This is a genomic window from Ideonella alba, from assembly GCF_018069875.1.
GTDB lineage: Bacteria > Pseudomonadota > Gammaproteobacteria > Burkholderiales > Burkholderiaceae_C > Ideonella > Ideonella alba.
Genome location: NZ_JAGQDF010000002.1, coordinates 516,884 through 528,607, shown reverse-complemented (window position 1 = coordinate 528,607; position 11,724 = coordinate 516,884). Strand labels below are relative to the sequence as shown.

General features: G+C 69.9%; 12 protein-coding genes and 1 tRNA gene. 10 read left to right on the top strand and 3 right to left on the bottom strand.

Going from position 1 to position 11,724, the window contains the following annotated elements; genetic code table 11:
- Positions 1 to 544: 544 nt before the first annotated feature.
- Positions 545 to 620: transfer RNA gene (locus tag KAK07_RS05445), tRNA-Ala, on the bottom strand.
- Between the two features lie 68 nt (positions 621 to 688).
- Here KAK07_RS05445 and KAK07_RS05440 point away from each other — a divergent pair.
- The 9 genes from KAK07_RS05440 (at position 689) to minE (ending at position 8,717) form a co-directional block, all read left to right on the top strand.
- Positions 689 to 1,540, top strand: coding sequence for an alpha/beta hydrolase (locus KAK07_RS05440; protein WP_210859376.1), 852 nt, complete (start codon positions 689 to 691; stop codon positions 1,538 to 1,540).
- 158 nt (positions 1,541 to 1,698) lie between these two features.
- Positions 1,699 to 2,118, top strand: coding sequence for a rubrerythrin family protein (locus KAK07_RS05435; protein WP_210804333.1), 420 nt, complete (start codon positions 1,699 to 1,701; stop codon positions 2,116 to 2,118).
- A gap of 88 nt (positions 2,119 to 2,206) precedes the next feature.
- Positions 2,207 to 3,556 carry a (Fe-S)-binding protein gene (locus KAK07_RS05430; RefSeq protein WP_210859375.1) on the top strand — a complete coding sequence of 450 codons (1,350 nt, stop codon included), beginning with the start codon at positions 2,207 to 2,209 and terminating at the stop codon, positions 3,554 to 3,556.
- A gap of 12 nt (positions 3,557 to 3,568) precedes the next feature.
- Positions 3,569 to 4,150, top strand: a complete 582-nt coding sequence (locus KAK07_RS05425) for a DUF3501 family protein (RefSeq protein WP_210859374.1) — start codon at positions 3,569 to 3,571, stop codon at positions 4,148 to 4,150.
- 97 nt (positions 4,151 to 4,247) lie between these two features.
- On the top strand, positions 4,248 to 5,771 hold the full coding sequence (locus KAK07_RS05420; protein ID WP_210859373.1) for an HDOD domain-containing protein: 1,524 nt from the start codon (positions 4,248 to 4,250) through the stop codon (positions 5,769 to 5,771).
- Between the two features lie 16 nt (positions 5,772 to 5,787).
- Entirely contained in the window at positions 5,788 to 6,762 is a 975-nt protein-coding gene (locus KAK07_RS05415) for a tRNA dihydrouridine synthase (protein WP_247664226.1), read from the top strand.
- 50 nt (positions 6,763 to 6,812) lie between these two features.
- Positions 6,813 to 7,589 (top strand): septum site-determining protein MinC, encoded by a 777-nt coding sequence (gene minC, locus KAK07_RS05410; RefSeq protein WP_210859372.1) that lies wholly within the window; start codon positions 6,813 to 6,815, stop codon positions 7,587 to 7,589.
- Positions 7,590 to 7,623: 34 nt separating this feature from the next.
- Complete coding sequence (minD, locus tag KAK07_RS05405) at positions 7,624 to 8,439, top strand: septum site-determining protein MinD (protein ID WP_210859369.1); 816 nt, start codon at positions 7,624 to 7,626, stop codon at positions 8,437 to 8,439.
- A 5-nt stretch (positions 8,440 to 8,444) separates the two neighbouring features.
- Complete coding sequence (gene minE, locus KAK07_RS05400) at positions 8,445 to 8,717, top strand: cell division topological specificity factor MinE (RefSeq protein WP_210859367.1); 273 nt, start codon at positions 8,445 to 8,447, stop codon at positions 8,715 to 8,717.
- 52 nt (positions 8,718 to 8,769) lie between these two features.
- Here minE and KAK07_RS05395 read toward each other — a convergent pair whose 3' ends face one another.
- Together KAK07_RS05395 and KAK07_RS05390 are read right to left on the bottom strand one after the other, a co-directional pair.
- Positions 8,770 to 9,666: an HDOD domain-containing protein gene (locus KAK07_RS05395; RefSeq protein ID WP_210855944.1), complete on the bottom strand. Its 897-nt coding sequence runs from the start codon at positions 9,664 to 9,666 to the stop codon at positions 8,770 to 8,772.
- Positions 9,667 to 9,731: 65 nt separating this feature from the next.
- Entirely contained in the window at positions 9,732 to 10,142 is a 411-nt protein-coding gene (locus KAK07_RS05390) for a GlcG/HbpS family heme-binding protein (protein WP_210855945.1), read from the bottom strand.
- Positions 10,143 to 10,338: 196 nt separating this feature from the next.
- On the opposite strand from KAK07_RS05390, the gene KAK07_RS05385 reads away from it, so the two are divergent.
- A complete protein-coding gene (locus KAK07_RS05385) occupies positions 10,339 to 11,724 on the top strand; it encodes a dicarboxylate/amino acid:cation symporter (protein WP_210855947.1) in 1,386 nt (461 codons plus the stop codon).

The following is an 11,724-nucleotide window of genomic DNA, read 5'->3' as shown; positions in this document are numbered from 1 at the left end:
CTCGATCGGGGCCTTGACCACCTCGACGATCTTGCGCGCCAGGCCGTTGACCAGCGCGTAGCCGACCACCACGTGCATCAGCGCCACGACGATCAGACCCACCGGGTGCTTGGTGGGGCTGCGCTGCGATTCAGCGAAATCCACTCGGTTCCTCCAGTCACCCCGTGTGGGTGCTGTACTTGTCGTTGAAAAGGGCCTCATGAGCCCCGGTAACCGGCACTATAGCCGTCATCCGGGCGTCGGCGGCACAGGCAATCACCCTATAGAAATGCGCCGGTGACCGCCTTGAATAGCTTAAGCAGGTTGCGTACCTGGGTCTGAGCCGAGTGGTTGCCAGTTTGTCAGTTTGGTGACTGGAGGCAAACTACAGCTTCTTGTCGATGAATGAAGTAGCAATACTACATCGACAGTGCGGGGCCGGGCCTCCGGACTTGCCCCAGTACCGGGCGCGGGGCCCGGAAATGACAAAGGGCTGCGACCCTGGGGTGCAGCCCTTGCGGTGACCGGCCCGCCCTGCGGGCCCGGTGGGGGTGTGATGGCTCAATGGTGGAGACGAGGAGGATCGAACTCCCGACCTTCGCATTGCGAACGCGACGCTCTCCCAGCTGAGCTACGTCCCCATGAGCAGCGCGCAGTATAGCATTGCCCATCGCCCCGACCGCGCCGGTCGACCCGCAGGAGATGCCGTTTGAACGCCTTCGATCCCGTCTGGCTGGACCAGCAGTACAACAACCGTGCCCGCATTCCCGACCACGCCGCGCTGTTCGAGCGCTGGCGGCAGGCCTCGGCGCTGGCCCGGCAGCAGCTGGACGGGCAGCATGATCTGGCCTACGGCGACGCCCCCTCGCAGACGCTGGACCTCTTCCTGACCGAGCGCCGTGACGCGCCTGTGCTGGTCTTCATCCATGGAGGCTACTGGCGCTCGCTGGACAAGTCCGACCACAGCTTCATCGCGCCGTCCTTCGTCGCCGACGGTGCGCATGTGGTGGTGCCGAACTACAGCCTGTGCCCCGGGGTGGGGATCGCCGACATCGCGCTGGAGATGACCCGCGTCATCGCCTGGATCGTGGCTCGGGCAGGCGAGCTGGGCATCGATCCCACCCGCATTGCCCTGGTGGGGCACTCGGCCGGCGCGCACCTGGCGGCGATGCTGCTGTGCTGCCGCTGGAAGGACGTCGATCCGGCGCTGCCGCCGCAGCCGCTGGCTGGCGCCCTGGGCATTTCGGGCCTGTACGACCTGGAGCCACTGCGCCACGCGCCGTTCATCCGCGGCGATCTGCAGCTGAGCGAGCGCGACGCCTGGCGCCTGAGCCCGGCCTTCTACCCGCGACCGCGCAAGCCGCTTTACGCGGTGGCCGGTGGCGACGAATCCGAGGAATTCATCCGCCAGAACCGCCTGATCCGGGACCAGTGGGGCCCCAGCAGCGTGCCCATCTGCGAGACGCTGGCACGCCACCATCACCTGGACATCCTGCACAACCTGGCCGACCCGGCCGGTCGGCTCCACGATCTGGCGCTGCGGCTGCTGGGTCTGCGCTGAGCCAGGCCCTGGGGATAACCCCCTCCAGCATAGTGCGGCGCTATGCCCGGCATTGACGGGATGCATTGGCCCCATTCGACGGGCCTGTGCTACCTTGGTTTGGCGCCTGCGGGATCATCAGGCCCCGGGCCGAGTCGTCAACCAACCAGGAGCGAGACATGGGCTTGAAGGGATCGAAGACCGAGCAGAACCTCAAGGACGCCTTCGCGGGCGAGTCGCAGGCCAACCGCCGCTACCTCTACTTCGCGAACAAGGCCGACGTCGAGGGCCAGAACGACGTGGCGGCGCTGTTCCGCTCCACCGCCGAAGGCGAGACCGGCCATGCGCACGGTCACCTGGAATTCCTCGAGGCCGTGGGCGACCCGGCCACCGGGCTGCCGATCGGCTCCACGCGCCAGAACCTGGCCGCCGCCGTGGCCGGCGAAACCCACGAGTACACCGACATGTACCCGGGCATGGCGAAAACCGCGCGTGACGAGGGCTTCGACGAGATCGCCGACTGGTTCGAGACCCTGGCCAAGGCCGAGCGTTCGCACGCCAACCGCTACCAGAAGGCGCTCGACCAGCTGGTGGACTGAGCACGCTCGCCCGCAGGGCTTCCGCCGGGCGTGGGTGTCCGGCGTGCCCTGTCGTGCCGGTTCGTTCCCTGACGCCGCAGGAGCCGCCATGCCCCCCCGCGAAGGCAACCTCGAAGCGCCGACCCGACACCCCGTCCCCTGGCGTGAGGACTCGTTCTACGACGAAGCCGACTGCCAGCGCGAGATGGCGCGCGTGTTCGACATCTGCCACGGCTGCCGCCGCTGCGTCAGCCTGTGCCAGTCCTTCCCCACGCTGTTCGACCTGGTCGACGCCACCGACGACGGCGAACTGCACGGCGTGGACGCCAAGGACTACGCCAAGGTCGTCGACCAGTGCTACCTGTGCGACCTCTGCTACATGACCAAGTGCCCCTACGTGCCGCCGCACGAATGGGGCCTGGACTTCCCGCACCTGATGCTGCGTGCCAAGGCGATCAAGTTCAGGAAGGGCGAGGTCGGCCGCGGCGAGCGCCTGCTGGCCTCCACCGACACCCACGGCCAGTTTGCCGGGATCCCGGTGGTGGTGCAGGTGGTCAACGCCGTCAACCGCACCCAGTCGATGCGTCGCCTGCTGGACAAGACCCTGGGCGTGCACCCCGAGGCCTGGCTGCCCGAGCTGGCCAGCAGCCGGCTGCGCTGGAGCGCGCCCAGCCAGGGCGCTGCGCAGGTGGTCACCCGGGGTCAGCGCACCCCGGGCAAGGTGGCGGTCTTCGCCACCTGCTACGTCAACTACAACGAGCCCGGCATCGGCCATGACCTGCTGAAGGTGCTGGACCACAACGACATTCCCTGGACCCTGGTCGAGAAGGAGCGCTGCTGCGGCATGCCCAAGCTGGAGCTGGGCGACCTGCAGGGCGTGGCCGAACACAAGGCCGCCAACATCCCGGTGCTCGCCCGATACGCCCGCGAGGGCTGGGCGATCGTCAGCGCCATCCCCAGCTGCACGCTGATGTTCAAGCAGGAGCTGCCGCTGTTGTTCCCCGAGGACGAGGACGTGCAGGCGGTGAAGGCCGCCATGTTCGACCCCTTCGAGTACCTGGTGGCGCGCCACAAGGACGGCCTGCTGAAGACCGACTTCAAGCAGGCGCTGGGCAAGGTCAGCTACCACATCCCCTGCCACGGCCGGGTGCAGAACATCGGCCGCAAGACCGAGGAGATGTTCAAGCTCATCGGCCAGTCGGTCACGGTGCAGCTGAACACGGTCGAGCGCTGCTCCGGCCACGCCGGCACCTATGGCGTCAAGACAGCCTTCCACCCGATGGCGATGAAGATCGGCAAGCCGGTCTTCAAGGCGATGGCCAAGGACGAGCCCGATGTCATCGCCAGCGACTGTGCGCTGGCCGGCCACCACATCGCCCAGGGCATGACCCAGGCCGGCACGCCGCCGAAAGCGCTGCAGCATCCGCTGACGCTGCTGCGCACCGCCTACGGACTCTGACCCGCATCACCCATGAGCATCACCCGCGACAGCCTGCTGACCCTGGAAGCCTATGCCCGCCAGCGCAAGACCTTGCGCGCCGAGGCCATCGCCCACCGCCGCCTGCGCAGCATCAGCCTGGGCGAGCACATGACGCTGCAGTTCGAGGACGAGCAGACCATCCGCCGCCAGATCCAGGAGATGCTGCACATCGAGAAGATCTTCGAGGACGAGGGCGTGCAGGCCGAGATCGACGCCTACGCCCCGCTGGTGCCCGATGGCCGCAACTGGAAGGCCACGTTGCTGCTGGAGTACCCCGACGTGCACGAGCGGCGGCGCGAGCTGGCGCGGCTGATCGGTGTCGAGGACCGGCTGTTTGTCGAGGTCGAAGGCCATGCCCGCGTGTACGCCATCGCCGACGAGGACCTGGATCGCGAAACCGCCGAGAAGACCTCGTCGGTGCATTTCGTGCGTTTCGAGCTGCCCGCCGCCGCACGCCAGGCCGTGCGCTCAGGCGCCCAGGTGCGCCTGGGCTGCGACCACACCAACTACCCGGCCCACCTGGCCATCCCGGCCGAGACGCTGGCCAGCCTGGCCGGCGACCTGCGCGACTGAGCGCCTGATCTGGCGGCCTGAGCGGCCGCTGATCCGCGGACCATGGCGCTGGCGCGCCGCCGACGGGCCTGTTCCAATCGGGGCAGCACACCACGGCATGAGCGCACAGACCGATTTCAGCGAGCTGGGGCCGGTGACCCCGCCAGCCCCCGAAGACTCGATCACCGCGGGTGACGAGACACTGGCGCGGCTGCTCGACAGGGTCTCGCGCCAGCCTGACTTTCCCTCGCTGGGCCAGGCCCTGTCGGGGGTGCGCCGCGTGGCCCGCTCGGAGAAGGCGCGGCTGCAGCACCTGACCGAGGCCTTGGTGCAGGACGTCGGCCTGTCGGCGCGCGTGCTGCGCATGGCCAACTCGGCGCATTACGGCTCGGTGGGTGCGGGCGAGATCGACACGCTGGAGCGGGCCATCGCCGTGATGGGCTTCATCGAGGTGGGGCGCCTGGCGCTGACCGCCCGGCTGGTCGATTCGCTGCGCAGCTCGGTGCCGGGTCTGGCGCTGCGCGAGCCTTTTCTGCGCGCGCTGCTGGCCGGCCAGATGGCCCATGAACTGGCCCACAGCCAGGCCGAAGACGGCACGCTGATCGCGGTGCTGCGCAACCTGGGGCGGCTGGTGGCCGCCATGCACCTGCCCGAGGAGGCCTTGGCGGTGCAGCAGGCCACGGCCGATGGGTCCCCCGAGACCGAGGCCTTGGTGGCCCGCCGCCTGCTGGGCACCGACTACCACCGCCTCGGGCAGGCGGTCGCCGAGCGCTGGGGCTGGCCGCCGTCGCTGCGGCGCGCGATCGGCCATGGCGACGCGCCGCCGCGCCACTACCCGCACTCGCGCACCGAGCAACTGCGCTGCATGGGCTGGCTGGCCAATGAGCTGACCGATGTGTTGCTCTACCAGCCCCCCACCCGGCACGACGAGGCGCTGGCCGCCCAGGCCGAGCGCTTCGGCGCCGCCACCGCGCACGACGCGGCCAGCATGGCGGCGGCACTGCAGCGCGTGCGCCCGGCGGTGGCGCCGCTGTGCGAACAGCTGGGCCTGCCGGCGGCAGCGCTGCCTCGCCAGCGGGCCACTGCCGAGGCTGTCGATGCGCTGCCCGTGCTGATCCGGCCACCGGCGCCGCCGATCTCCGCGCCCGCGCCCGCGCCCGCACCGGCCGACCCCTTGCCCCGTCGCGTGCTGCTGGGCCTGCTGCGCCTGACCGGTGCCCAGCGTGCCGTGCTGTGCTGGCGCCGCGGCCGCGCCGGCGAGCTGGTGGGCGAGCTGGGCCTGGCCGAGGGGATCGAGCCTGGCCACAGCCACTTCCTGGTGCCGCCCGACGACGACCAGGACCTGTTCTCGCTGCTGTGCCGCCGCGGCGCCGACACCTGCATCGCCGACGCCACCGATCCGGCGATCGCGCGCTTCCTGCCGCACTGGTGGCGCAGCCGCATCGGCGCGCGCAGCCTGCTGGTGCTGCCGATGCGCCGCGACGGCCAGGTGATGGGCCTGCTGTACGCCGATGCACCGCGCCCCGGGGGCCTGCGGCCCGACGAGGCCACGCTGGAACGGCTGCGCGCCTGGCGCGACGAACTGCTGCAGGAGCGCCTGGGGCCTGCCGCCCTCCCTTCCGGTCGTGTGAGCAGGCCCTAGGCTATCGTTCGGCCCCATGACGATTCTGCTGGCCCCGATGGAGGGGCTGCTCGACCACGACCTGCGCGAGGTGCTGACCCGGGTGCCCGGCATCGACCGTTGCGTCAGCGAGTTCATCCGCGTGACCGACCAGGTCCTGCCGGCCCGCGTGTTCCTGCGCATCTGCCCCGAGCTGGGCCGAGGCGGGCGCACCCGCTCGGGCGTGCCGGTGCGGCCCCAGTTGCTGGGCTCGGACCCCGCCTGCCTGGCCGACAACGCCGCGGTGCTGGCCACGCTGAACCCGCCGGGGATCGATCTGAACTTCGGCTGCCCGGCCAAGGTGGTCAACCGCCACGGCGGCGGCGCGATGCTGCTGGACGATCCCGAAGGCCTGACCCGCATCGTTGCCGCGGTGCGGCGGGCCGTGCCGGCGCACATCCCGGTGTCGGCCAAGATGCGCCTGGGCACCGACGACGACGCACGTGCTGTCGAATGTGCGCAGGCCCTGGCCGATGGCGGCGCGGCCGAAATCGTCGTGCATGCGCGCACCCGCGCCCAGGGCTACCGGCCGCCGGCGCACTGGTCGCGCATCGCCGACCTGCGCGCGGCCGTGACGGTGCCGCTGGTCGCCAACGGCGAGATCTGGAGCGTCGAGGACGCGCAGGCCTGCCGCGCGGCGTCGGGCTGCCATGCCCTGATGATCGGACGCGGCCAGGTGGCGGACCCGTCGCTGGCGCTGCGTCTGGCGCAGGGCAGCGGCGCGCTGCTGGACAACGCCACGCTGGGCGAGTTGTTGCACCATTACTGGGCACAGGTGTCGCAGCGGGTGGAGCCGCGCCACCGCGCCGGGCGCATCAAGCAGTGGCTGAACTTCCTGCGACGGCGTTATCCGCAGGCCGAGCAGGCCTACCAGGCGCTGCGGGCCCACAACGACGGCCGCCACTTCGGCCAGGCGCTGGCGCAGTGGTTTCCGCTCACCGGTGGTCACGAGGCGGCTGTCGCCCCCCGGTAGAATCGCCGGTTTTCTCCCTGCGGTGCCCTGGCAGCACCGGCTGACGATTCATGGCCGTTTCCTCCCGGGCCGGCGCCGCGGTGGCGCTTGAGCTCAAGAGCGCCACGCTGGACCTGCTGGCGCTGCCGCTGAAGACCCTCGACCTGGATGAACTCGACGCGGCGCTGTCGGCGCTGGTGGGCGATGGCCCCGGCGCCTTCGACAACGAACCGGCCTGCCTGGACCTGTCGGCCCTGCCGGCCGGCTCGGCTGCGCCCGACATCCACGTGCTGACCGGGCTGCTCGCTCGCCACGGCCTGCGCCTGGTGGCGGTGCGCGGCGGCGATGCGGCCCAGACCGCCGCGGCCGTGGCCGCCGGCCTGTTCGAGGCGGCCCCCCCCGCCACGCCGCGCGCCGCGGTCGCTGCGCCGGCCCCCGCGCCCGTTGCCGCCCCTGTTGCCGCGCCCGAAGCCGCGGCCCCGCCGCCCGCTGTGCTGCCCGAACCTGCGCCGGTGCCGGCGCTGATCATCGACAAGCCGCTGCGCTCCGGCCAGCAGGTCTATGCCCGCGGCGGCGACCTAATCGTGCTGGCGGTGGTGAGTTTCGGCGCCGAGGTGATTGCCGACGGCAGCATCCATGTCTACGCCCCGCTGCGCGGCCGCGCGATCGCGGGTGCGCGTGGCGACACCGGTGCGCGTGTCTTCGCCGCGCAGATGGAGCCCCAGCTGGTCTCGGTGGCCGGCATCTGGCGCAATTTCGACGCCGACCTGCCGCCCGAGGTGGCCGGCAAACCCGCCCAGGTGCGCCTGGAGGGCGAGTCGCTGCGCATCGAGCCCCTGAAGTTCTGATTTCCCAACGCATCTCCTGAAAGGACGAAGAGCGATGACCAAGATCGTCGTGGTGACCTCCGGCAAGGGTGGGGTCGGCAAGACCACCACCAGCGCCAGCTTCGCCTCCGGCCTCGCGCTGCGCGGCCACAAGACCGCCGTGATCGACTTCGACGTCGGCCTGCGCAACCTCGACCTGATCATGGGCTGCGAGCGCCGCGTGGTCTACGACCTGATCAACGTGATCCACGGCGAGGCCAACCTCAACCAGGCGCTGATCAAGGACAAGCAGTGCGAGCAGCTGTTCGTGCTGGCCGCCTCGCAGACGCGCGACAAGGACGCGCTGACGGTTGAAGGCGTCGAGAAGGTGCTCAACGACCTGGCCGCCATGGGCTTCGAGTACATCGTCTGCGACTCGCCCGCGGGCATCGAGACCGGCGCGCTGATGGCCATGCACTTCGCCGACGAGGCGCTGGTGGTGACCAACCCCGAGGTCTCGTCGGTGCGCGACTCCGACCGCATCCTGGGCATCCTGGCCAGCAAGACGCGCCGCGCCATCGAGGGCCGCGAGCCGGTCAAGGAACACCTGCTGATCACGCGCTACAACCCGAACCGCGTGGACACCGGCCAGATGCTGTCGATCGACGACATCCGCGAGATCCTGCGCATCGAGCTGATCGGCGTGATCCCCGAGAGCGAGAACGTGCTGGACGCCTCCAACCAGGGCCTGCCGGCGATCCACCTGAAGGGCACGGAGGTGGCCGAAGCCTATGGCGACGTGGTGGGCCGTTTCCTGGGTGAAACGCACCCGATGCGCTTCACCGAAGCGGCCAAGCCCGGTTTCTTCAAGCGCATCTTCGGCGGGAGGTAAGCGGCATGTCCTTCCTTTCCTTCCTGCTCGGCGAGAAGAAGGCCACGGCCAGCGTCGCCAAGGAGCGCCTGCAGATCATCCTGGCGCATGAGCGCAGCGGCCGCAACCCCGGCCAGCCGGATTACCTGCCGCAGTTGCAGCGCGAACTGGTGGCGGTGATCTCGAAGTACGTGAAGATCAACCCGGACGACATCAAGGTCCATCTCGAGCGCCAGGACAACCTGGAAGTGCTCGAGGTGAAGATCGAGCTGCCGGAGCACGGCCGGCAGACGGCCTGAGCGGCGCCCGGCCTCGCTGGCCCGGCCTTGCCGGGCGCCACGGGTCGCGGCCTCAGGCCGCGTCCAGCAGCGTGCGCAGTTCGTCGTCCCAGGTCGCCAGTTCGTCCTCGTCGATCGCCAGCCAGCGCAACGCGGCGCCGTGGTGGGCCGACCAGTCGGCGTCCGGGTCCAGCCCCTCGTGGCGGCGCATCAGGTGCTCGGCCACCAGGCCGGCGGCCACCAGCGTGTGCACCTCGGACTCGGTGTCCTCCGAGCCCAGCATGTCCAGGTCGTGGTGGCGGCGGATCGCGGCCATCACCTCGGGCGCCAGGCGCCAGACCCGCGCCACCAGCGCCCCCACCACGGCGTGGTCGGTGCGGTGGTTGGCGTTCTCGGTGGCCACGTAGGGGCGGTCGATGCGGGCGGCCGCCTCGACCATGGTCGAGCCATAGCCCTTGAGGCTTTGCAGCATCACCGGCGTGCCGACGTGGCAGAACAGGCCGTAGGTGTGCGCCAGGTCGGCCGACATGCCGGGCAGGCGCCGGGCGATGAAACCCATCGCACTGGCCCGCTTGGCGGCGCGTTCCCAGAAGCGCTTCAGATGCGGTGAATTCGCCGGCAGGCTGCGCTGCAGCAGGAAGGCCGCCATCTCGGTGGCGGTGCGCTCCAGGCCCAGGCGGTTCATCGCCTGGCCGATGGTCTGCACCGGCTGGCCGGTCAGGTAGGCCGGCGAGTTGGCCACCTTGATCAGTGCGGCCGACATCGCCACGTCGCTGCCGACGATGCGACCCACCTCGGTCAGGTCGGGCTCGGCCTCGCCCATCGTGTCGCGCAGGCGCTGCAACAGGGCCGGGCAGGGCGGGATGACGATGGTCTTGAGCGGGCCGCCGTCACGCGCCTGGTCGAGTTCGACCTGGATCCGGCGCATGCCATGGCGGGGCGGGGCAGTGGTGAGGGTATCGGCCGGCATGCCGACAAGATACCCGGACCGGCTGGCGGCCGATCCCTGGAATTGCCGGTGGCCGGCCCCGGTTATCAGGCGCCGAGCAGCGCGGCGATGCCCGCCTTGGCGATCTGCGCGTCCTCGATCGACTTCACGCCGCTCACGCCCACGGCACCGGCCACCTGGCCGTCGACCACGATGGGCACGCCGCCTTCCAGGATGCCGTCCAGGTCGGGCGCGCTGAGGAAGGCGGTGCGGCCGTCGTTGATCATTTTCTCGAGCACGGCGGTTTCACGCTTGGCCAGCGCGGCGGTGCGCGCCTTGGCGGGCGCCATGCGGGCCGACATCGGCGGCGCGCCATCCAGGCGGTAGTGGCCCAGCAGGTGGCCGCCGTCGTCGCACACCGCGATGCTCACCGCCCAGGCGTTGGCCAGGGCCTCGGCCTTGGCGGCGTTCAGCACGGTGATCACGTCGTCGTGGGTGAGGCAGGGCTTGGTCTTCATGGTGGTGCAGGGCGGTTGGAGCAGACCGAGAGTATCGCGGCCCGGACGGCGCCGATTGCCCGCGTGCTGGTCAGGACTGAATCAACCGCCAGCCTACGCAGTTTCCACATCGCGGCTACGCGGTTCCCACAGCCCGTGGCATCAGGGTGAACCCTAGACTGCCGCCACCCTCCGACACCCACCCCGAAAGACACCGATGAGCCACGATCCCACCGCCACTGCGCCGCGTGCGCCGTTCTACCGCAGCCTGTATGCGCAGGTGCTGCTGGCGATCGCCGCCGGCATCCTGCTGGGCCACTTCATGCCCCAGCTGGGCGAGCAGATGAAGCCGCTGGGCGAGGGCTTCATCAAGCTGATCAAGATGATCATCGCGCCGATCATCTTCTGCACCGTGGTGCTGGGCATCGCCGGCATGGAGAACATGAAGAAGGTGGGCAAGACCGGCGGTCTGGCGCTGCTGTACTTCGAGGTGGTGTCCACGCTGGCGCTGATCATCGGCCTGGTGGTGGTGAACCTGGTGCAGCCGGGCGCCGGCATGCATGTCGACCCGAACAGCCTGGACACCAAGGCCATCGCCAAGTTCACCGAGCCGGGCAAGATGAAGAGCACGGTCGACTTCCTGCTGGATGTGATCCCCACCAGCGTGGTGGACGCCTTCGCCAAGGGCGAGATCCTGCAGGTGCTGCTGTTCTCGGTGATGTTCGGCTTCGCGCTGCAGAAGTTCGGCGGCCGCCACAACATGGTCTACACCTTCATCGACAAGCTCTCGCACGTGCTGTTCGCGGTGGTGGGCGCGATCATGAAGGTGGCCCCGATCGGCGCCTTCGGCGCGATGGCCTTCACGATCGGCAAGTACGGCGTGGGCACGCTGCTGCAACTGGCCCAGCTGATGGGCTCGTTCTACGCCACCTGCCTGCTGTTCATCCTGGGTGTGCTGGGCCTGATCGCCCGCCTGCACGGCTTCTCGATCCTGAAGTTCATCCGCTTCATCAAGGAGGAACTGCTGATCGTGCTGGGCACCTCGTCGAGCGAATCGGTGCTGCCGCGCATGATGCGCAAGATGGAGCACGCTGGCGCCGAGAAGAGCGTGGTCGGCCTGGTGATCCCCACCGGGTATTCGTTCAACCTGGACGGCACCTCGATCTACCTCACCATGGCGGCGGTCTTCATCGCCCAGGCCACCGACACGCCCATGAGCCTGATGCAGCAGATCACGCTGCTGACCGTGCTGCTGCTGACCAGCAAGGGCGCGGCGGGCGTCACCGGCTCGGGCTTCATCGTGCTGGCGGCCACGCTCAGCGCGGTGGGCGGCGTGCCGGTGGCGGGCCTGGCGCTGATCCTGGGCATCGACCGCTTCATGAGCGAGGCCCGTGCGCTGACCAACCTGATCGGCAATGGCGTGGCGACGCTGGTGGTGGCCAAGTGGTGTGGCCAGCGCGACGACGCGCAGATGCAGGCCGCGCTGGACGGCGCGCCGATGCCGGCCGAACTGGGCCTGCAGCAGACCGCCGAGCAGGCTTTCGCCTCCGCCGGCCAGGCCCTGCCGCAGGCGGTGCACGAAGCGGCACCCGGGGCGCGCTGA